Genomic DNA, 19,550 nt, shown 5'->3' with positions numbered 1-19,550 from the left:
GCTGCACCCATCCTACGACCCCATGCCGTAGGATGGGTGCAGCGCGGCAAACCCCCGGCAAAAACGCCGCCGCCGACCGCGCGGAACCCATCACTCTCCCAGCAAATCGCACAGCGTGCGCGCGATCACCTTGGTGGCGCGCCGCAGATCCTCCAGCGCGACGCGCTCGTCGTTGCGCTTGGCGTGCGATTCCAGCACGGTTCTCGGCCCCGCGCCGTAGATCACGCCGGGGACGCCGGCTTCGGCATACAGGCGCACGTCGGTGTAGAGCGGCGTGCCCATGGCCGGTATCGGTTCGCCGAACAGTTCCTGCCCGTGTTTCTGGATGGCCTGCACCAGCGGCTGATTGCCGGGCAGGGGGCGCATGGCGTTGGCCAGCAGCAGGCGCCGGATCTCCACCGTGATGCCGGGCTGGGCGGCGGCGGCCTCGGCGATGATGCGGCGGATGTCGGCCTCGACTTCGGCGGCGTTTTCCTCGGGGATCATGCGCCGGTCCAGCTTGAACACCACCTTGCCGGGCACCACGTTGGTGTTGGTGCCGCCTTCGATGCGGCCGATGTTCAGGTAGGGGTGGGTGATGCCGGGCACCTGCGAGCGGATCTCGCGGTAGCGCGCATTCTGCGCGTACAGCGCGCCCAGTATCGCGACGGCGGCCTGCAGCGCGTCCACGCCGGTGGCGGGAACGGCGGCGTGGGCCATCTTGCCGTGCACGGTCACTTCCATCTGCAAACAGCCGTTGTGCGCGGTCACGACCTCGTAGCTGAAGCCCGCCGCGATCAGCAGGTCGGGCCGGGTCAGCCCCTGCGACAGCAGCCAGCCGGGTCCCAGCAGGCCGCCGAATTCCTCGTCGTAGGTGAAGTGCAGTTCGGCCGCGCCGCGGCCGGGACGGGCCACGGCCTCGAGCGCGCGCAGCGCGAAGGTGTAGCTGGCGAAGTCGCTCTTGCTGACGGCGGCGGCGCGGCCGTAGAGGCAGCCGTCCTCGATTTCGCCGCCGTAGGGATCGTGCCGCCAGCCCTCGCCGGGCGGCACCACGTCGCCGTGGGCGTTGAGCGCGATGCGCGGCCCGCCGGCGCCGTATTCGCGGCGCACGATCAGGTTGGTGATGGATTGCAGGCCGTAGTCGCGGACCTGCGCGGCCGGCACCGGATGGGCCTCGGCCTGCAGGCCGAAGCCTTGCAGCAGCTCGGCGGTGCGCTCGGCGTGCGGGGCGTTGTTGCCGGGCGGCGTGTCGGTGGGCACGCGCACCAGCTCCTGCAGGAAGCGGACCTCTTCGTCGAAGTGGGCGTCGATCCAGGCGTCGAGTCGGGCGTAGTCGGTCATGGCGGTCATGGTGTTTCGTGGGCGAGGTTGTCGAGCAGGTTGAGCATGGCCTGCGCGGCGAGCTGGATGTCGTCGCTGGTGGTGGATTCGCGCGGGTTGTGGCTGATGCCGGCATTCTGGCCGCGCACGAACAGCATGGCCTGCGGCATGATTTCGTGCAGCTTCATGGCGTCGTGGCCGGCGCCGCTGGGCATGCGGTGCACCGGCAGCCCGAGCGCGTCCACGGCCCGCTCCCAGCGCTGCTGCCAGGCGGGATCGCTGGGGGCGGCGGCGGCGCGCATGGTTTCCTCCAGCGCGTAGCGCAGGCCGCGGCGGCGGCACACGGCTTCCAGCTCGGCCAGTACGTCGCGGGCCAGCGCATCGCGCTGCGCGTCGCTGGGCGCGCGCAGGTCGAGGCTGAAGCGGCACTCGCCGGGCACCACGTTGATCGAGCCGCCGGGCACTTCCAGCATGCCTACTGTGCCGACCGAATCGCCGTCGAGCGCGGCGCGCCGCTCCACGTACAGCACCAACTCGGCGGCCGCGGCGGCGGCGTCGCGGCGCCGGTCCATCGGCGTGGTGCCGGCGTGGCAGGCCAGGCCCGAAACCTGGACCTGGTAGCGCAGGCAGCCGTTGATGGACGTGACCACGGCCAGCGGCAGTCCCATCTCGTAGAGCACGGGACCCTGTTCGATATGGATTTCGACAAAGCCCAGGTAGCGCGCCGGATCGCGGCGCAGCGCCGGGATGTCCTCGGGGCGCAGGCCGGCGCGCGCCATGGCCTCGCGCATGCTGACGCCGTCGGCGTCCTGCTGCGCCAGCCATTCCTCGCGAAAACCGCCGATCAGCGCGCCCGAGCCCAGGAAGGTGGCGCGGTAGCGCTGGCCTTCCTCTTCGGCGAAACCGATCACTTCCAGGTGATAGGGCAGGCGCCGGCCGGCGCGGCTCAGTTCGCGCACGCAGGCCATGGGCACGAAGATGCCCAGGCGGCCGTCGTACTTGCCGGCGTTGCGCACCGTGTCGTAGTGGCTGCCGGTCATCAGCGTGGGCGCGTCGGCGCGGTCGGCCAGGTAGCGGCCCACCACGTTGCCGACGGCGTCGATGCCGATCTTGTCGAAGCCGCAGTCGCGCATCCATTGCGACAGCAGCCCGGCGCAGGCGCGGTGCGCGTCGGTCAGGTAGGTGACGGTCAGCTGGCCTTTTTCCGCATAGCCCGGATCGCTGTGCGCGGCGAGCCGTTCGCCCCAGTCCCAGATGTCGTTGCCGATGGCCGGCGCCTCGGCGAAGCGGTCCTGCAGGCGGATCTCGGCGACGCGGTGCAACTGGTGCAGCGCCTCCTGCAGCTCGACCTCGGGCGGGTTGCCCTCGCGGCGCGCGAATTCGTCGGCGATTTCCTGGCGCGTCAGATCCGTGCCGCGCGGGCCCTGCGGGGCCAGCACGAAGGGAAAGCCGAAGCGCTCGCGGTAGGCGGCGCCGGGTTCGGGCAGGTGCGCAGGCTCGGGATGGGCGCGCACCAGCGCCAGGCGCGTTTCGGCGTCGGCCTCGTCGACCGCCTGTCGCATGCGCTGGCGCAGCTCGGCCAGCGAGCGGAACGGACGCGAGCGCAGCGCGCTTTCGGCGATCCAGGGGGCTTGTTCGTAGAGGCCCTCGAGCATCGCGGCGGCGGCCGCGGGCGGGGCTGAATTGAGTTGGGCTAGGGTGTGGGCCATGGCCGTCCTGTTCAGGGCTGAGGGGTGTAGGGATGCGCCGCTCTCCAGTGGCGCGCGATGTCGATCCGGCGGCAGACCCAGACGCGGTCGTGGCGGGCGATGTGGTCCAGGAAGCGCTGCAGCGCGACGATGCGTCCGGGGCGGCCCAGCAGCCGGCAGTGCATGCCTATGCTCATCATCCTGGGCGTCTCGTCGCCTTCGGCGTAGAGCGCGTCGAAACTGTCTTTCAGGTATTGCAGGAACGGGTCGGCGTGCGAAAAGCCCTGCGGCAGCGCGAAGCGCATGTCGTTGCAGTCCAGCGTATAGGGCACGATGAGCTGCGGCGCGCTGCCGCCGTCGGTCTTGCGCACCAGCATCCAGAAGGGCAGGTCGTCGCCGTAGTAGTCGCTGTCGTACTCGAAGCCGCCGTAGTCGGCCATCAGCCTGCGGGTGCGCGGGCTGTCGCGGCCGGTGTACCAGCCCAGCGGGCGCGTGCCGGTCAGCTGCGTGATGGCCTGCATGCCCAGGCGCATGTGTTCGCGCTCGGTGGCTTCGTCCACGTCCTGGTAATGGATCCAGCGCCAGCCGTGGCAGGCGATCTCATGGCCCAGCTCGACGCAGGCGCTGGCCACCTCGGGGTGGCGCTGCAAGGCCATGCCGACGCCGAACACGGTCAGCGGCAACTGCCGCTTTTCGAATTCGCGCAGGATGCGCCACACCCCGACCCGCGAGCCGTACTCGTAGATGCTTTCCATGCTGAGGTGGCGCTCGGGATAGCTCGCGGGATTGAACATCTCGGACAGGAACTGTTCCGAACCGGCGTCGCCGTGCAGCACGCTGTTCTCGCCGCCTTCCTCGTAATTCAGCACGAACTGCACGGCGATACGCGCCTGTCCCGGCCAGCCGGCATGCGGCGGGTTGCGGCCGTAGCCGATCAGGTCGCGTGGGTAGGGGCGGGTGGCGTCGTAAGTCATGGCGGGCGAAGAGTGGGAATGCGAACCGGCGATGACCGGCACCATAGCCGGAAATCGCAGTTTTGTATACAAATTATGTACATCATCTGGACGGTCAAGCCGGCGCCGGATACAGAACGCCCCGCTCGGGGACACTCCCGGCGGGGCGCGGGCCCATGGCCATCATGGGCGCGGAAGGGGCGGGCTGGCAAGTCCGGGCGGGCCCGGCGTTCAGCGCAGGTCGCCGCAAGGCCAGCCCAGCGGGCCGTAGGCGCTCTTATCCGTTGCGGTACAGAAAGCTGTAGGCGTTGATCGCCGGCACCCCTCCCAGGTGCGCATACAGTACGCGGGAACCGGCGGGGATGTCGCCGCGGCGCACCAGGTCCATCATGCCCTGCATCGATTTGCCCTCGTACACCGGGTCGGTCATCATGCCTTCGAGCCGGGCGCACAGGCGGATGGCCTCGTTGGTCTCGGCCGAGGGCAGGCCGTAGGCGGGGTAGGCGTAGCGCGTGTCCAGCACCACGTCGCGGTCTTCGATGGCCCGGCCCAGCCCCACCATGTCGGCGGTGCGCCGCGCGATGCGCAGGATCTGCGCGCGGGTCTGGTCCGGCGTGGCCGAGGCGTCGATGCCGATGACGCGGTCCGCGCGCCCGTCGGCGGCGAAGCCCACGACCATGCCGGCCTGCGTGCTGCCGGTGACGGCGCAGACCACGATGTAGTCGAACTTGAAGCCCAGCTCGGCCTCCTGGCGCCGCACTTCCTCGGCAAAGCCCACATAACCCAGGCCGCCCAGTTCGTGATCGGAGGCGCCGGCCGGAATGGCGTAGGGCTTGCCGCCGCGCCGCCGCACCTCTTCCAGCGCTTCCTCCCAGCTCGGGCGCAGGCCGATGTCGAAGCCCTGGTCCACCAGACGCACGTCGGCGCCCATCAGGCGGCTCATCATGATGTTGCCGACGCGGTCATACACCGCATCCGAATAATCCACCCAGTTCTCCTGCACCAGCACGCAGCCCAGTCCCAGCTTGGCCGCGACCGCGGCGACCATGCGGGTGTGGTTGGACTGGATGCCGCCTATCGTGACCAGCGTGTCGCAGCCCTGTTCCAGGGCCTGCGGAATGAGGTACTCCAGCTTGCGCAGCTTGTTGCCGCCGAAGGCCAGGCCGCTGTTGCAGTCCTCGCGCTTGGCGTAGATCTCGACCTTGCCGCCCAGGTGCGCGGACAGGCGGTCGAGCTTTTCGATCGGGGTATCGCCGAAGGTCAGGCGATGACGGGGAAAGCGTTGCAGATCCATGCGGGCTCCTGTGGGGTCTGGACGTGTCGGCCGGGATGGCTCGCACGGAAAAATCATAGGAATCGCACGAATATTTGGTCAATTGCGTATTTTTTTTATTTATCGTTTTTTAAAACAGGTAATTATCCAGATATGGATTTATTATTTGGTATATAAAAATCCTGGCGAAATTTAATTTTTAGGGACGTATTAATGCCAGCCATTTCCGGCCTGGACCGCATCGACCGCCAGATCCTGCGCGTGCTGCAGGACGACGCCCAGATCACCAACCTGGAACTGAGCGCGCGCGTGCACCTCAGCCCGGCCGCCTGTCTGCGCCGGGTCGAAAAGCTCAAGGCCGAGGGCATCATCCGCAAGACCGTCGCGCTGCTCGAACCGGCCGAGGTCGACATGGCCACGCTGGTCATCGTGGGGGTGGTGCTGGACCGCTCCACGCCCGAATCCTTTACCGACTTCGAAGCCGCCGCGCGCGGCATCAGCGGCTGCCTGGAATGCCACCTGGTGGCTGGCGAGTTCGACTACTTCCTGATGCTGCGCATCCGCGACCTGGAACGGTTCAACAAACTGCACGCCGGCGAGATCATCAAACTGCCCGGCGTGCGCCAGATCCGCACGTTTTTCGTGCTCAAAGAGATCCTGTCCACCACCGAGTTGCCGGTCTGATCGCGGCGAACACGCAACACTCGCCTTGCGTCCGATCAAAAATGACGCGCCGCCGCATTTTGGAATGACGGTTTTTGAAGGCGCGTAGACGGCTCGATAAAAGGGGTTCGCCGGACATTCCAATACCGCATGCAGCCATTCCCCATGCGCTTTTGCGGCACGCAATCGCAGGCAGACGCCCGTAAACTCAAAGGGTTATACTTCCGGGCATACGGCTTTCAAGGCTTGTACGCGCCTTCTGCCCCTGCTATCCGCTAACCGGGAAGCCCGTGTCGCGGAAGGTTTTCCTGCATCGTGTCGAGTGAAGCACTCGTAAAGGTGAAGCGATATGTCTTCGGAATTGGAATCTCTATCCACGTCTTATCTATTCGGGGGTAATGCCCCGTATGTCGAGGAGCTTTACGAAGCCTACCTCGATAACCCCGGTTCGGTGCCCGACAACTGGCGCGAATATTTCGACCAGCTGCAGCACGCTCCCGCCACCGACGGCCAGGAGTCCACCCGCGATCAGGCCCACGCGCCCATCGTCGAATCGTTCGCTCAACGCGCCCGCGCCAACGCCTTCGTGCAGCGCTCGGCCGAGCCCGACCTCAGCGTCGCCAGCAAGCAGGTTTCCGTTCAGTCGCTGATCGCCGCCTACCGCTCCCTGGGTTCGCGCTGGGCCGACCTGGACCCGCTCAAGCGCCAGGAACGTCCGCCCATCCCCGAGCTCGATCCCGCCTTCTACGGCCTGACCGAAGCCGACCTCGACCAGACCTACTCGGCCACCAACACCTACTTCACGACCGCCAGCACCATGACGCTGCGCGACATCCTGAAGGCGCTGCGCGACACCTACTGCCGCAGCATCGGTGCCGAATTCACGCACATCTCCGACCCCGCCGCCAAGCGCTGGATCCAGGAACGCCTGGAAGCCACGCTGGGCGCGCCCACCTACACGGCCGAAGAAAAGCGCCACATCCTGCAGCAGCTGACCGAGTCCGAAGGCCTCGAGCGCTTCCTGCACACCAAGTACGTCGGCCAGAAGCGCTTCTCGCTGGAAGGCGGCGAAAGCTTCATCGCCTCGATGGACGAAGTGGTGAACCACGCCGGTGAAAACGGCGTCCAGGAAATCGTGGTCGGCATGGCCCACCGCGGCCGCCTGAACCTGCTCGTGAACATCATGGGCAAGATGCCCGGCGACCTGTTCGCCGAATTCGAGGGCAAGCACGCCGAAGGCCTGACCGACGGCGACGTGAAGTACCACAACGGTTTCTCGAGCGACCTGTCCACCCGCGGCGGCCCGGTCCACCTGTCGCTGGCCTTCAACCCCTCCCACCTGGAAATCGTCAACCCGGTGGTCGAGGGCAGCGCCCGCGCCCGCCAGGAACGCCGCGGCGACGCCGAAGGCAAGCAAGTGCTGCCGGTGCTGGTGCACGGCGACGCGGCCTTCGCCGGCCAGGGCGTGGTCATGGAAACGCTGAACCTGGCGCAGACCCGCGGCTACGGCACGGGCGGCACGCTGCACATCGTCATCAACAACCAGATCGGCTTCACCACCTCCGACCCGCGCGACTCGCGTTCGACGCTGTATTGCACGGACGTGGTCAAGATGATCGAAGCCCCGGTCTTCCACGTCAACGGCGACGATCCCGAAGCCGTGGTGTTCGTCACCAAGCTGGCGCTGGACTACCGCCTGCAGTTCCGCCACGACGTGGTCGTGGACATCGTCTGCTTCCGCAAGCTGGGCCACAACGAGCAGGACACCCCCTCGCTGACGCAGCCCCTGATGTACAAGCGCATCGGCCATCACCCCGGCACGCGCAAGCTGTACGCCGACAAGCTGACCACGCAGGGCGTGCTGGCCGAAGGCGAAGCCGACCAGCTGGTTAAGGACTACCGCCAGCTGATGGAAGACGGCCAGCGCACCATCGAGCCGGTGCTGACCGACTACAAGAGCAAGTACGCCATCGACTGGTCGCCGTTCCTGGGCGCCAAGTGGACCGACCAGGCCGACACCGCCGTGCCGCTGGCCGAGCTCAAGCGCATCGGCGAACGCATCACCACGGTGCCGGAAGGCTTCACCGTGCACCCGCTGGTCGCCAAGCTGCTGAACGACCGCCGCACCATGGCCAAGGGCGAAATGAACCTGGACTGGGGCATGGGCGAGCACCTGGCCTTCGCCACGCTGGTGGCTTCGGGCTACGCCATCCGCATCACCGGCCAGGACTCGGGCCGCGGCACGTTCACGCACCGCCACGCCGTGCTGCACGACCAGAACCGCGAACGCTGGAACGACGGCACCTACATTCCGCTGCAGAACGTCTCGGAAGGCCAGGCTCCGTTCACCGTGATCGACTCGGTGCTGTCCGAAGAGGCGGTGCTGGGCTTTGAATACGGCTACTCCAGCGCCGAGCCCAACACGCTGACCATCTGGGAAGGCCAGTTCGGCGACTTCGTCAACGGCGCCCAGGTCGTGATCGACCAGTTCATCAGCTCCGGCGAAGCCAAGTGGGGCCGCCAGTCGGGCCTGACCCTGATGCTGCCGCACGGCTACGAAGGCCAGGGCCCCGAGCACTCGTCGGGCCGCATCGAGCGCTTCCTGCAGCTTTGCGCCGACAACAACATGCAGGTGATCCAGCCGACCTCCGCGTCGCAGATCTTCCACGTGCTGCGTCGTCAGATGATCCGCCCGTTCCGCAAGCCGCTGGTGCTGTTCACGCCCAAGTCGCTGCTGCGCAACAAGGACGCCGGCTCGCCCCTGACCGAACTGGCCGGCGGCAGCTTCCGCCCGGTCATCGGCGAGGTCGACGAGGCCATCGACGCCGCCAAGGTCAAGCGTGTGCTGGCCTGCTCGGGCAAGGTCTACTACGACCTGGTCAACGCCCGCCGCGAGCGTGGCGCCGACAACGTCGCCATCATCCGCGTCGAGCAGCTGTACCCCTTCGCGCACAAGTCCTTCGAGGCCGAACTGCGCAAGTACCCGAAGGCCACCGAAGTCATCTGGGTCCAGGACGAGCCCCAGAATCAGGGCCCGTGGTTCTACATCCAACATCACGTGTACGAGAATATGGCCGAAGGCCAGAAGCTGGGTTACGCGGGCCGCGCCGCGTCGGCATCGCCGGCCGTGGGCTACCTGGCCAAGCACCAGGAGCAGCAGAAGGCGCTGATCGAAGCGGCTTTCGCTCCCAAGTTCAAGGTCATGTTGACGAAGTAACCATCGCTAGCTGCGCGCGTGGCGCGCGGCAGGTTTGCTGAAAGCCTGCCGCGCCTCGCGGTCAGAACTCAAACCTCTACGGAATAAACAAAATGGCTATCACCGACGTCGTCGTCCCCCAACTTTCCGAATCCGTCTCCGAAGCGACGCTGCTGACCTGGAAGAAGCAGCCGGGCGCTGCCGTCGAAGCGGACGAAATCCTGATCGAAGTCGAAACCGACAAGGTCGTCCTGGAAGTGCCGGCTCCCGCCTCGGGCGTGCTGGCTGAAATCGTCAAGGGCGACGGCAGCACCGTCACCTCCGGCGAAGTGCTGGCCCGCATCGACACCGCCGGCAAGGCCGCCGCCGCCGCGACCGCCCCGGCCGAAGCGCCCAAGGCCGCCGAGCAGGCCGCTGCCGCCGCCGCGCCGGCCGCCGCCCCGGCCTCGACTTCGGCCGCCGGCGTGGCTTCGCCCGCCGCCTCCAAGATCCTCGCCGAGAAGGGCGTGGACGCCGCCAGCGTCGCCGGCACCGGCCGCGACGGTCGCGTGACCAAGGGCGACGCCCTGGCCGCCAGCGCGCCCGCCAAGGCCGCGCCCGCCGCCGCCCCGGCCCCGACCACGCTGTCGCTGGACGGCCGTCCGGAACAGCGCGTGCCCATGAGCCGCCTGCGCGCCCGCATCGCCGAGCGCCTGCTGCAGTCGCAGCAGGAAAACGCGATCCTGACCACCTTCAACGAAGTGAACATGCAGGCCGTCATCGACCTGCGCGCCAAGTACAAGGACAAGTTCGAGAAAGAGCACGGCATCAAGCTGGGCTTCATGTCGTTCTTCGTCAAGGCCGCCGTCGCCGCGCTGAAGAAGTTCCCGCTGATCAACGCCTCGATCGACGGCAAGGACATCATCTACCACGGCTACTTCGACATCGGCATCGCCGTGGGCAGCCCGCGCGGCCTGGTCGTGCCGATCCTGCGCAACGCCGACCAGCTGTCGATCGCCGACATCGAAAAGGCCATCGCCGACTTCGGCCGCCGCGCCGCCGACGGCAAGCTGGGCATCGAAGAGATGACCGGCGGCACGTTCTCGATCTCCAACGGCGGCGTGTTCGGCTCGATGCTGTCCACCCCCATCATCAACCCGCCGCAATCGGCCATCCTGGGCGTGCACGCCACCAAGGAACGCCCGGTGGTGGAAAACGGCCAGATCGTCATCCGCCCGATGAACTACCTGGCGCTGTCCTACGACCACCGCATCATCGACGGCCGCGAAGCCGTGCTGGGCCTGGTCGCCATGAAGGACGCCCTGGAAGATCCGCAGCGTCTGTTGCTGGACCTGTAATCTCGACGCCCCGGCCCGGCGCCCGCGCGGCGCCCGGGCCCGGCTTGCAGCCGGCCCGCAGGGCGGGGCGTGTTTCACTCCCTTCCTCACCGCGAGAACACTATGTCCCAACAATTTGACGTCGTCGTGATCGGCGCCGGCCCCGGCGGCTACATCGCCGCCATCCGCGCGGCCCAACTCGGCATGTCGGTGGCCTGCATCGACGCCTGGCAGAACGGCCAGGGCGGCCCGGCTCCCGGCGGCACCTGCACCAACGTCGGTTGCATCCCCTCCAAGGCGCTGCTGCAGTCGTCCGAGCACTTCGAACAGGCCAACCACCACTTCGCCGAACACGGCATTGAGCTCAAGGGCGTCAGCCTCAAGCTCGACACGCTGATCGGCCGCAAGAACACGGTGGTCAAGCAGAACAACGACGGCATCCTGTACCTGTTCAAGAAGAACAAGGTCACCTTCTTCCACGGCAAGGGCGCCTTCGCCGGCCAGGTCGACGGCGGCTGGTCGATCAAGGTCACCGGCACCACCGAGGCCGACCTGGTCGCCAAGCACGTCGTGGTCGCCACCGGCTCCTCGGCGCGCGAGCTGCCGGGCCTGCCGTTCGACGAAAAGGTCGTGCTGTCCAACGACGGCGCGCTGGCCATCGGCGCCGTGCCCAAGACGCTGGGCGTGATCGGCGCCGGCGTGATCGGCCTCGAAATGGGCAGCGTGTGGCGCCGCCTGGGCTCCGAAGTCACCATCCTGGAAGCGATGCCGGAATTCCTGGCCGCCGCCGACCAGCAAGTGGCCAAGGAAGCCCTCAAGGCCTTCACCAAGCAGGGCCTGAACATCCAGATGGGCGTCAAGATCGGCGAGATCAAGGCCACCGCCAAGTCGGTGACCGTGCCCTACGTCGACGCCAAGGGCGCCGAGCAGAAGCTGGTGGTCGACAAGCTGATCGTCTCGATCGGCCGCGTGCCGTACACCGGCGGCCTGAACGCCGAAGCCGTGGGCCTGAAGCTCGACGAGCGCGGCTTCGTCGCCGTCGACGGCGACTGCAAGACCAACCTGCCCAACGTCTGGGCGGTGGGCGACGTGGTGCGCGGCCCGATGCTGGCGCACAAGGCCGAAGAAGAAGGCGTGGCGGTTGCCGAGCGCATCGCCGGCCAGCACGGCCACGTCAACTTCGACACCGTGCCGTGGGTGATCTACACCTCGCCGGAAATCGCCTGGGTCGGCAAGACCGAGCAGCAGCTCAAGAAGGAAGGCCGCGAGTACAAGGCCGGCAGCTTCCCGTTCCTGGCCAACGGCCGCGCCCGCGCGCTGGGCGACACCACCGGCTTCGCCAAGGTGATCGCCGACGCCAAGACCGATGAAGTCCTGGGCGTGCACATCGTCGGCCCGATGGCCTCGGAACTGATCTCGGAAGCCGTGACCATCATGGAATTCCGCGGCGCCGCCGAAGACATCGCGCGCATCTGCCATGCGCACCCGACGCTGTCGGAAGCCGTCAAGGAAGCCGCCCTGGCGGTGGACAAGCGCGCGCTGAACTTCTGATCGGCGCGCAGCCGATGCAAGACGAGGGCGGGTTCTCGGATCCGCCCTTTTTTCATGTTGCTTCTTAACCGCTTTCCCACATGAACGTCAGCGAATACTACGAACACGCCTTGGCCGAGCGCGGCTACAAGCCCGACGCCGCCCAGAAGAAGGCGATCGACCGGCTGCAGCGCTATTACGACGACTGGGTCAGGTTCAAGTCGATGCGCTCGAACGCGCTGAAGAAACTGCTGAACCGGCCGGACGTGCCGCGCGGCGTCTACCTGTGGGGCGGAGTGGGGCGGGGCAAGAGCTTCCTGATGGACGCCTTCTACGCCACCGTTCCGGTGGTGCGCAAGACCCGCCTGCACTTCCACGAATTCATGCGCGGCGTGCACCGCGAGCTGGAAGAAGTCAAAGGCATGCAGGACCCGCTCGACGAAGTGGCCCGCCGCCTGGCCAAGCGCTACCGCCTCATCTGCTTCGACGAGTTCCACGTCTCCGACGTGGCCGACGCGATGATCCTGTACCGCCTGCTGCTCAAGCTGTTCGAGTACGGCACCTCGTTCGTGATGACCTCCAACTACGAACCGTCCACGCTGTACCCCGACGGCCTGCATCGCGACCGCATACTGCCCGCCATCGCGCTGATCGAATCGCGCATGGACGTGCTGAACGTGGACGCCGGCATCGACTACCGCCGCCGTTCGCTGGAGCAGGTGCAGTGCTACCACACGCCGCTGGACGAACACGCCCGGCAGGCGCTGCAAAAGGCCTTCGACACGCTGGCCGACACGCCGCCGCAGGAACCGGTGCTGCACATCGAGCACCGCGAGATCCGCGCGCTGGCGCTGGCCGGCACCGTGGTGTGGTTCGACTTCGCCACGCTCTGCGGCGGCCCGCGCTCGCAGAACGACTACCTCGAACTGGCCAACCGCTTCCACGCGGTGATCCTGTCCGGCGTGCCCAAGATGGGGCCGCGCCAGGCCTCCGAGGCGCGCCGCTTCACCTGGCTGATCGACGTGTTCTATGACCACCGGGTCAAGCTCATCATGTCCGCCGAATGCGAGCCCGAGGAGATCTACACCGAAGGCGCGCTGGCCAACGAATTCCATCGCACGGTCTCGCGCATCCTCGAAATGCAGTCGCGCGAATATCTGGAATCGGAGCGCCGGTTGACGGTGTCGCTCTAGGGGAGGGCGGGGGGCGCCGCCTGACGGGTTTCCCAACGCCACATCGTAGTGAGAATGGTTATAATTCACGGCTCTGATTGAGCAAACCCGGCCTGGCCGGTCGTGAATCAAACCCATCTTGGCGTCCATACCCCAGTGAAAGCTCCCGCTGCCGGCGCAGGCATGATGCGCTACCGATTTGCCGTATTGTCCCGGGCCGCGGCCGCCATCCTGGGCGGTTATCTGCTGGCCTCGGCCGCGGCGGCCTGCCTGGCCGTGTGGCTGCCGCTGCAGCGCGCCGACGCCGTGGTCACGGCCCAGATGCTGTCTTTCGTGTTCTACACCTGCGGCGTGATCTGGGTTTTCGCCACGCGCAATGCGTGGCGCGCCTGGGCGGGCCTGCTGGCGCCGGCCGCGCTGCTCGGCGCGCTATTCCTGGCCGGGCGCGCGATGGGGGCGGCATGAAGGCGGCCAAGGCGCCGGGCCAGGAGGGCCTGCGCCAGGCCATGTCGTGGCTGCACACCTGGTCGGGGCTGATCTTCGGCTGGGCGCTGTTCGCGATGTTCCTGACCGGCACCCTGGCGTTCTTCCGCCCCGAGATCACGCGCTGGATGCAGCCCGAGATCGACGCGCAGCCGGTGCCGGCGGTCCAGGCGGTGGCCCTGGGGCAGCGCTACCTCGAGCAGCACGCGCCCGACGCCACGCGCTGGTTCATCACGCCGCCGTCGCGGCGCGAGCCGACGGTCCAGCTGCTGTACCAGCAGCCCAAGCCCAAGCCGGGCACGCGCGGTTTCGTGCGCGTCAAGCTCGACCCGGCCACCGGGCAGGCGGTGAGCGCGCGCGAGACGCGCGGCGGGGATTTCTTCTACCGCTTTCATTTCGAACTCGAAATGGCGTTTCCGTGGGGGCGCTGGCTGGCCAGCATCGCCGGCATGTTCATGCTGGTGGCCATCATCAGCGGCATCATCACCCACAAGAAGATTTTCGCCGATTTCTTCACCTTCCGGCCGCGCAAGGGCGGCCAGCGCGCCTGGATGGACGGGCACAACGCGCTGTCGGTGCTGGGGCTGCCGTTTCACCTGATGATCACCTTCAGCGGCCTGGTGCTGTTCATGACCATGCTGATGCCGGCCGGCATCCAGGCCGTCTACGAAAACCCGCGCCAGTACACCGACGAAGTCTTCAAGTCGTTCAAGATCACGCCGGCGCGCAATGCGCCCGCGCCGCTGGCCGAACTGGCGCCGCTGGTCGAGCAGGCCCAGCGCCATTGGCAGGGCCGGGTCGGCCGCGTGATCGTCAATCACCCCGGCGACGCCGGCGCGACCATCACGCTGGTGCGCGACGCCGCCGACGGCGTGTCGTTCGGCCGGCTGGCGCCCTATGTGCGGCTCGACGGCGTGAGCGGCCAGCGGCTCGAAGGCGAGGACGACCTCAGCGCCGCGGTGCGCACCGCGGGCGTGGTGACCGGCCTGCACCTGGGCCTTTTCGCCGAGCCCCTGCTGCGCTGGCTTTACTTCCTGGTCAGCCTGGCCGGCACCGGCATGGTCGGTTCGGGCCTGGTGCTGTGGATCGCCAAGCGCCGCCAGAAGGCGCGTCCCGGCGCGCGCGAGGCGTTTTCGCTGCGGCTGGTGGACGCGCTCAACGCCGGCACCGTCGCCGGCCTGTTCCTGGCGGTCGCGGCCTTCTTCTGGGCCAACCGCCTGCTGCCCGCCGACCTGCCCGGCCGCCAGCTCTGGGAAGTGCGCGCCTTCTTCGCCGGCTGGGGCCTGTCGCTGGCCTATGCCTTCCTGCTGCCGCGGCGCAAGTGGCGCGACCTGCTGGCCGCCGCCGCCACCGCGCTGGCGCTGGTGCCGGTGCTCAACGCGCTGACGACCTCGCGCCACCTGGGCGCGTCGCTGCCCGCCGGCGACTGGGTCATGGCGGGTTTCGACCTGACCTGCCTGGCCGCAGCCCTGCTGCTGGCCTGGATGGCCCGCAGAGCGGCACGCGCCGGCGCGGCGCAGTCCGCCAGGCGCGCTCCGGCGCCGGCCGCTCCGACCCAACAGGCGCCGGCCCTCGGCGCCTACGAAGCAAGAGGTGATACGCCATGACGCTAGCCGCCTTCTGCCTGGCCTACGCCGGATTCTCCGCCTTGTGCCTGGGCATGGACCGCCACTACGAAGACCTCTTCAACCGCGCGCTGACGCGGCGCCATCGCGTGCCGCTGCGGCTGTTCGGCTGGGCCGCGCTGGCCCTGTCGCTGTGCGCGTCTGCGGCGGTCTGGGGCTGGAGCTACGGTACGGTCGAATGGATAGGCATACTCAGCATCGCCGGCCTGCTGCTGATCTGGTTCCTCACCTTCCGCCCGCGCGCCGCGCTGACCGCCGGCGGCCTGTGCGCGCTGGCCGCGCCGGTGCTGGCCGTACTGTAGCGGCGGCGGGCGCGGCGCCCGTCCGGCACGTTACACTGGGCGTTTTCCCCCAACGCCTTTTCGCCTCATGAATACCCGCGTCCTCACCGGCATCACCACCTCTGGAACTCCCCACCTCGGCAATTACGCGGGCGCGATCCGTCCCGCCGTCCAGGCCAGCACCCAGCCCGGCGTGGACGCATTCTTCTTCATGGCGGACTACCACGCGCTGATCAAATGCGACGATCCCGTCCGCGTGGCGCGTTCGCGCCTGGAGATCGCCGCCACCTGGCTGGCGGTGGGGCTGGACCACGAGCGCGTGACCTTCTACCGCCAGTCCGACATCCCCGAGATTCCCGAGCTGACCTGGATGCTCAACTGCGTCACGGCCAAGGGCCTGATGAACCGGGCGCACGCCTACAAGGCCGCGGTGGACCAGAACGAGGCCAAGGGCGTGGAGCCGGATGACGGCGTCACGATGGGGCTGTTCTCGTATCCGGTGCTGATGGCCGCGGACATCGTCATGTTCAACGCCAACAAGGTGCCGGTGGGCCGCGACCAGATCCAGCACCTGGAGATGGCGCGCGACATCGCGCAGCGCTTCAACCATCTGTACGGCCGCGATTACTTCACGCTGCCGGAAGTGGTGATCGAGGAAGAAGTGGCGACGCTGCCGGGCCTGGACGGCCGCAAGATGTCCAAGAGCTACAACAACACCATTCCGCTGTTCGAGGGCGGCGCCAGCGCGCTGCGCGCCTCGGTGATGCGCATCGTGACCGATTCGCGCCAGCCCGGCGAGCCCAAGGACGCCGAGAACTCGCACCTCTACACCATCTACCGCGCCTTCGCCACGCCGCAGCAGTCCGCCGCCTTCCGCAAGCAGCTCGAAGAAGGAATGGGCTGGGGCGACGCCAAGCAGGCGCTCTACGACCATCTGGAGAACCTGCTCGCGCCCATGCGCGAGAAGTACTTCGACCTGATGGCCAACCCCGGCCGCATCGAAGACATCCTGCAGGCCGGCGCCGCCAAGGCGCGCAAGCTGTCCACGCCGTTCATGCAGGAACTGCGCCAGGCCGTGGGCCTGCGCAACCTGCAGGTGGCCAGCGCCGCGCAGGGCGCGCCGGCCAAGAAGGAAAAGGGCAAGGGCGCGCGCTTCGTCAGCTTCCGCGACGAGGACGGCGGCTTCCGCTTCCGCCTGCTGGCCGCCGACGGCGAGGAACTGCTGCTGTCGCAGCGCTTCGCCGATCCGAAGGAAGCCGGCGCCTTGATGCGCCGCCTGCAATCGGAGCCGGCCGACGCGGTGCTGCAGGCCGACGGGCAGGGCTATGCCGCCGTGATCGACGGCGTGGCCGTGGCGGCCGCGCCGGCCGGCGCGCAGGCCGAAGCGCTCGAGCGCGCACGCGCGGCGCTGGCTTCGATGGCCCAGGAATAGGCGATGGCCGGCAGGTCCGGCCCACGAATAAAAAATCGGCGCGATTGCGCCGATTTTTTTTGCAGGCCGGGAACGGGACTCAGCGCTTGAGCTTGGCGAAGGCGTCGGCCATGGCGCTGTTCATCATGCCGCCGCCGGCGCCGCCACGACCGCCATCGCCTTGCGGACGGCGGCCGGCGCCGGCGCCCTTGGGCGCATCGCCGCTGCGGCGGGCAGGGGCCGCGGTGTCGTTCAGGCGCATCGTCAGCGCGACCCGCTTGCGCGCCACGTCCACTTCCAGCACCTTAACGCTGACCGTCTGGCCCACGCGCACCACGTCGCGCGGGTCCTTCACGAACTTCTCGGCCAGGGCCGAGATGTGGACCAGGCCGTCCTGATGCACGCCGATGTCGACGAAGGCGCCGAAGTTGGCGACGTTGGTCACCACGCCTTCCAGGATCATGCCCGGATACAGGTCGTTCAGGGTTTCCACGCCTTCCTTGAACTGCGCGGTCTTGAACTCGGGACGCGGGTCGCGGCCGGGCTTTTCCAGTTCGGCGAAGATGTCGCGCACCGTCGGCAGGCCGAAGCGCTCGTCGGTGAAGTCCGAAGGCGACACGCCCTTGAGCGCGTCGCGCTGGCCGATGATCTGTTTGACCTCTGCCTTGATCTTGGCGACGATGCGCTCGACCACCGGATAGGCTTCCGGGTGCACCGACGAGGCGTCCAGCGGGTTCTCGCCGTTCGGGATGCGCAGGAAGCCGGCGGCCTGCTCGAATGCCTTGTCGCCGAAGCGCGGCACCTTGCGCAGCACTTCGCGGGTGGGGAAGGCGCCGTTCTCGTTGCGCCAGGCCACGATGTTCTTGGCCAGCAGCGAGTTCAGCCCGGACACGCGCGCCAGCAGCGCGGCCGACGCGGTGTTCACGTCCACGCCCACGGCGTTCACGCAGTCCTCGACCACGGCGTCCAGCGAGCGCGCCAGCTCGCGCTGGTTGACGTCGTGCTGGTACTGGCCCACGCCGATGGCCTTGGGATCGATCTTGACCAGCTCGGCCAGCGGGTCCTGCAGGCGGCGCGCGATCGACACGGCGCCGCGCAGCGTCACGTCGAGGTCGGGGAATTCCTGCGCCGCGGTTTCCGAGGCGGAATAGACCGACGCGCCGGCCTCGGAGACCACCACGCGGGTGACCTTGAGGTCGGGGAAGCGTTCCATCATGTCGCCGACCAGCTTTTCGCTCTCGCGCGAGGCGGTGCCGTTGCCGATGGCGATCAGGTCGACGTTGTGGCGCGCGACCAGCGCGGCCAGCGTGTTGATGGTGCCGTCGCGGTCGCGGCGCGGCTCGAACGGGTAGACGGTGGTGGTGTCCACGACCTTGCCGGTGACGTCGATGACCGCGACCTTGCAGCCGGTGCGGATGCCGGGGTCCAGGCCCAGCACGGCCTTGGGGCCGGCCGGCGCGGCCAGCAGCAGGTCCTTGAGGTTGGCGGCGAACACGCGGATGGCCTCGGCTTCGGCGCTTTCGCGCAGGCGGCCGATCAGCTCGCTTTCGAACGCCGTCAGCAGCTTGACGCGCCAGGTCCAGCGGCAGACTTCGCCCAGCCAGCGCGCGCGCGGCGAGGCGTCCAGCGCGAACAGGCCGTTGCCCAGCTTGAGAAAGCCGGCGATGCGGGCCACGCAGGGATGCGGCAGCTGCGCTTCGAGTTCGGCTTCCAGGCCCAGGCGCAGTTCCAGCACGCCTTGCTGGCGGCCGCGCAGCAGCGCCAGGATGCGGTGCGAGGGCAGGGTGCGCAGCGGTTCGCTGAAGTCGAACCAGTCGCGGAAATTGGCGCCCTCGGCTTCCTTGCCTTCGACCATCTTGGAATAGAGCAGGCCGGTGGACCACAGGTGTTCGCGCAGGTCGGCCAGCAGGTCTGCGTTTTCCGCGTAGCGCTCGGCCAGGATGTCGCGCGCGCCGTCGAGCGCGGCCTTGGCGTCGTTGATCGAGGCCTCGGGGTTCAGGTATTGGGCGGCCAGCGCGGCGGGATCGCAGGCCGGATCGGCCAGGATGGCGTCGGCCAGCGGTTCCAGGCCGGCTTCGCGCGCGATCTGGGCGCGGGTGCGGCGCTTGGGCTTGTACGGCGCGTACAGGTCTTCCAGGCGCTGCTTGGTGTCGGCGGCGCTGATTTCCTGCTGCAGTTCGGGCGTGAGCTTGCCCTGCTGCGAAATCGATTCGAGGATCGCGCCGCGGCGCTCTTCGAGTTCGCGCAGATATCCCAGGCGGACTTCCAGGTTGCGCAGCACGGTATCGTCCAGGCCGCCGGTGGCTTCCTTGCGGTAGCGGGCGATGAAGGGCACGGTGGCGCCGTCGTCCAGCAATTCCACCGCCGCGGCGATCTGGGAGGCGCGCGCGCCGAGTTCGGTGGCGAGTTGCGCGACGATGCGGGCGTTGTCGACGCCGGCGGCGACGTTCGTGATAGTGGAAGTTTCAGACATCTCTATACGACGACAAAAAGGGAAAACAAGGGGCGGATTGTGCCATAAGCCGCTGTTACAAAACGTGCCAGAGCGGACCGATATGTCCCTCTTGCGGCGCGCCGAAGTCCGGAAGCGGATGCGGCAGCAGGTATCATTTGGTCCTTTCCCACATAAAGTTGTCTGGCGCCCGAACCGCAACCGGCAC

14 protein-coding genes are annotated in these 19,550 nt (G+C 67.8%); 9 read left to right on the top strand and 5 right to left on the bottom strand.

The window, feature by feature from the left end:
* Window positions 1–90 precede the first annotated feature (90 nt).
* The 4 genes from AC1M14_RS20015 to AC1M14_RS20000 all read right to left on the bottom strand — a co-directional run bounded on the left by AC1M14_RS20015 (window position 91) and on the right by AC1M14_RS20000 (window position 5,234).
* On the bottom strand, window positions 91–1,320 hold the full coding sequence (locus AC1M14_RS20015; protein ID WP_479731824.1) for a M20 family metallopeptidase: 1,230 nt from the start codon (window positions 1,318–1,320) through the stop codon (window positions 91–93).
* A gap of 5 nt (window positions 1,321–1,325) precedes the next feature.
* Complete coding sequence (locus tag AC1M14_RS20010; protein ID WP_479730325.1) at window positions 1,326–3,008, bottom strand: hydantoinase/carbamoylase family amidase; 1,683 nt, start codon at window positions 3,006–3,008, stop codon at window positions 1,326–1,328.
* An 11-nt stretch (window positions 3,009–3,019) separates the two neighbouring features.
* Entirely contained in the window at window positions 3,020–3,961 is a 942-nt protein-coding gene (gene puuE / locus AC1M14_RS20005) for an allantoinase PuuE (RefSeq protein WP_479730324.1), read from the bottom strand.
* Window positions 3,962–4,217: 256 nt separating this feature from the next.
* On the bottom strand, window positions 4,218–5,234 hold the full coding sequence (locus tag AC1M14_RS20000) for a 1-aminocyclopropane-1-carboxylate deaminase (RefSeq protein ID WP_102774497.1): 1,017 nt from the start codon (window positions 5,232–5,234) through the stop codon (window positions 4,218–4,220).
* A 192-nt stretch (window positions 5,235–5,426) separates the two neighbouring features.
* Here AC1M14_RS20000 and AC1M14_RS19995 point away from each other — a divergent pair, with 192 nt between their 5' ends.
* From AC1M14_RS19995 to AC1M14_RS19955, 9 genes are all read left to right on the top strand, one after another.
* The gene (locus tag AC1M14_RS19995; RefSeq protein ID WP_479730323.1) at window positions 5,427–5,897 is read left to right on the top strand and encodes an Lrp/AsnC family transcriptional regulator; all 471 of its coding nucleotides are present in this window, start codon (window positions 5,427–5,429) and stop codon (window positions 5,895–5,897) included.
* A gap of 328 nt (window positions 5,898–6,225) precedes the next feature.
* On the top strand, window positions 6,226–9,093 hold the full coding sequence (locus AC1M14_RS19990) for a 2-oxoglutarate dehydrogenase E1 component (RefSeq protein ID WP_102774499.1): 2,868 nt from the start codon (window positions 6,226–6,228) through the stop codon (window positions 9,091–9,093).
* A gap of 92 nt (window positions 9,094–9,185) precedes the next feature.
* Window positions 9,186–10,409, top strand: coding sequence for a 2-oxoglutarate dehydrogenase complex dihydrolipoyllysine-residue succinyltransferase (gene odhB, locus AC1M14_RS19985; RefSeq protein ID WP_479730322.1), 1,224 nt, complete (start codon window positions 9,186–9,188; stop codon window positions 10,407–10,409).
* A gap of 102 nt (window positions 10,410–10,511) precedes the next feature.
* A complete protein-coding gene (gene lpdA, locus AC1M14_RS19980; protein WP_102774501.1) occupies window positions 10,512–11,939 on the top strand; it encodes a dihydrolipoyl dehydrogenase in 1,428 nt (475 codons plus the stop codon).
* Between the two features lie 80 nt (window positions 11,940–12,019).
* Complete coding sequence (gene zapE / locus AC1M14_RS19975; RefSeq protein WP_102774503.1) at window positions 12,020–13,111, top strand: cell division protein ZapE; 1,092 nt, start codon at window positions 12,020–12,022, stop codon at window positions 13,109–13,111.
* 162 nt (window positions 13,112–13,273) lie between these two features.
* Window positions 13,274–13,555, top strand: coding sequence for a DUF3649 domain-containing protein (locus AC1M14_RS19970; RefSeq protein WP_102774504.1), 282 nt, complete (start codon window positions 13,274–13,276; stop codon window positions 13,553–13,555).
* Complete coding sequence (locus AC1M14_RS19965; protein ID WP_102774505.1) at window positions 13,552–15,180, top strand: PepSY-associated TM helix domain-containing protein; 1,629 nt, start codon at window positions 13,552–13,554, stop codon at window positions 15,178–15,180. Before AC1M14_RS19970 ends, AC1M14_RS19965 begins: the two co-directional genes overlap by 4 nt.
* Window positions 15,177–15,500 carry a DUF3325 domain-containing protein gene (locus AC1M14_RS19960; protein ID WP_102774506.1) on the top strand — a complete coding sequence of 108 codons (324 nt, stop codon included), beginning with the start codon at window positions 15,177–15,179 and terminating at the stop codon, window positions 15,498–15,500. Before AC1M14_RS19965 ends, AC1M14_RS19960 begins: the two co-directional genes overlap by 4 nt.
* Window positions 15,501–15,567: 67 nt before the next feature.
* Window positions 15,568–16,911, top strand: a complete 1,344-nt coding sequence (locus tag AC1M14_RS19955) for a tryptophan--tRNA ligase (protein ID WP_102774507.1) — start codon at window positions 15,568–15,570, stop codon at window positions 16,909–16,911.
* Between the two features lie 79 nt (window positions 16,912–16,990).
* Here the strand turns inward: AC1M14_RS19955 and tex are convergent, their stop codons facing one another.
* Window positions 16,991–19,363, bottom strand: coding sequence for an RNA-binding transcriptional accessory protein Tex (tex, locus tag AC1M14_RS19950; protein WP_111826636.1), 2,373 nt, complete (start codon window positions 19,361–19,363; stop codon window positions 16,991–16,993).
* Between the last annotated feature and the right edge of the window lie 187 nt (window positions 19,364–19,550).

It is taken from the genome of Achromobacter sp. SX5 (assembly GCF_056711425.1).
The sequence above is the reverse complement of the archived record's forward strand: the minus strand, read 5'-3'. Positions and strand labels throughout refer to the sequence as shown.

What these genes read in the sequence shown, in the direction of transcription:
- odhB (WP_479730322.1), top strand. Translation starts at nt 9,186, where the DNA reads ATGGCTATCACCGACGTCGTCGTCCCCCAACTTTCCGAATCCGTCTCC.
- AC1M14_RS20000 (WP_102774497.1), bottom strand. Translation starts at nt 5,234, where the DNA reads ATGGATCTGCAACGCTTTCCCCGTCATCGCCTGACCTTCGGCGATACC.
- AC1M14_RS20015 (WP_479731824.1), bottom strand. Translation starts at nt 1,320, where the DNA reads ATGACCGACTACGCCCGACTCGACGCCTGGATCGACGCCCACTTCGAC.
- lpdA (WP_102774501.1), top strand. Translation starts at nt 10,512, where the DNA reads ATGTCCCAACAATTTGACGTCGTCGTGATCGGCGCCGGCCCCGGCGGC.
- AC1M14_RS19955 (WP_102774507.1), top strand. Translation starts at nt 15,568, where the DNA reads ATGAATACCCGCGTCCTCACCGGCATCACCACCTCTGGAACTCCCCAC.
- zapE (WP_102774503.1), top strand. Translation starts at nt 12,020, where the DNA reads ATGAACGTCAGCGAATACTACGAACACGCCTTGGCCGAGCGCGGCTAC.
- AC1M14_RS19965 (WP_102774505.1), top strand. Translation starts at nt 13,552, where the DNA reads ATGAAGGCGGCCAAGGCGCCGGGCCAGGAGGGCCTGCGCCAGGCCATG.
- puuE (WP_479730324.1), bottom strand. Translation starts at nt 3,961, where the DNA reads ATGACTTACGACGCCACCCGCCCCTACCCACGCGACCTGATCGGCTAC.
- AC1M14_RS19960 (WP_102774506.1), top strand. Translation starts at nt 15,177, where the DNA reads ATGACGCTAGCCGCCTTCTGCCTGGCCTACGCCGGATTCTCCGCCTTG.
- AC1M14_RS19995 (WP_479730323.1), top strand. Translation starts at nt 5,427, where the DNA reads ATGCCAGCCATTTCCGGCCTGGACCGCATCGACCGCCAGATCCTGCGC.
- AC1M14_RS19970 (WP_102774504.1), top strand. Translation starts at nt 13,274, where the DNA reads ATGATGCGCTACCGATTTGCCGTATTGTCCCGGGCCGCGGCCGCCATC.
- AC1M14_RS20010 (WP_479730325.1), bottom strand. Translation starts at nt 3,008, where the DNA reads ATGGCCCACACCCTAGCCCAACTCAATTCAGCCCCGCCCGCGGCCGCC.
- tex (WP_111826636.1), bottom strand. Translation starts at nt 19,363, where the DNA reads ATGTCTGAAACTTCCACTATCACGAACGTCGCCGCCGGCGTCGACAAC.
- AC1M14_RS19990 (WP_102774499.1), top strand. Translation starts at nt 6,226, where the DNA reads ATGTCTTCGGAATTGGAATCTCTATCCACGTCTTATCTATTCGGGGGT.